The following is a 967-nucleotide window of genomic DNA, read 5'->3' on the forward strand; positions in this document are numbered from 1 at the left end:
GGGGGCCCGCCAGTCCATCAGCAGCGGGTCGTAATCACCGGTGGTGTCGAAGATGCCGAGCCGGCCGATGTAGCGACGGGAGTCGTCATCGCCGTCGAGGCGGCCGAAGCAGAGCCCGTTCTCCACGGCGGAGAACTGTTCGACCTGATCGGCGTACATCGCTACCGAGCTGTCCCGCTGCGAGCGGTCCTGCAGGGTTCCGCCGGTGTTGCGCAACTCGGCGGTGAGCCGTTGGGCGGCCTGCTCACGCAGCCCGTCCAGGCGGTCGTAGAGCATCGAGACGTACTCCTGCTCGCGACCAATCTCGTCGTCGAGCGGCAATTCGCCGGAACCGCCGGAGTGCCTTGACAAGCCGTCTCCCTAAAGAATAGAATCCTATGCAGAAACGGCTTTTAAGCCGTTCTTTTTTATGCCCACGAACTGTTGAAGATAGCGCGTTCCGCCGGTGTTCACCAAGCCCGGCGGGTCGGCGCCGGTGATCGCGCGGCGGTGGTGGCGCGGCTGGCCGCCGACTCAGGACCTGGCGAGGCCGATGTCTGTCCGCACGTGGCAGGGGCGGACACGATGACGCGCCGGGCCAACCGCGAGGTCGACCCGGCGCGAAGATCTGTGGATCAGCCGCGAGCAGCCTGGTAGAGCCGTTCGGGAGTGACCGCGCCGGCGAGCACCCGGCCGTCGTCGGTGAGCAGGACACTGAACAGCTTGCCGGTGAGCAGCCGACCGCTGCCCCAGTCGCCCTTGACCGCCGCGAGCCCGCCGAGCAGCTTCGACAGGTCCACGTCGGGTGCGGCGCCGGCCGGTGGCACGGCCGGCTTCGCGTCGGCCGGCTTACCGCCGACCGCCCCGTCCAGGCGGGCCACCAGCACGGTGGTCCAGCCGGCGCCCACGGCGCGTACCTGCGGATCACCCGCCAGCTCGGCGTGCTCGGGCTTGCCCGCGGCCGGCCGCTCGGCCTTCTCCTCGTTGA

Annotated in this window: 2 pseudogenes; both read right to left on the bottom strand. The window is 69.4% G+C overall.

Annotation, left to right across the window (positions count from 1 at the left end):
- Window positions 1-276, bottom strand: a pseudogene (locus tag C7C45_RS07615) (helicase); the annotation flags it as partial.
- Between the two features lie 338 nt (window positions 277-614).
- A pseudogene (locus C7C45_RS34850) lies at window positions 615-967 on the bottom strand (hypothetical protein); the annotation flags it as partial.

Source organism: Micromonospora arborensis, from assembly GCF_003205615.1.
Taxonomy (GTDB): Bacteria; Actinomycetota; Actinomycetes; order Mycobacteriales; family Micromonosporaceae; genus Micromonospora; species Micromonospora arborensis.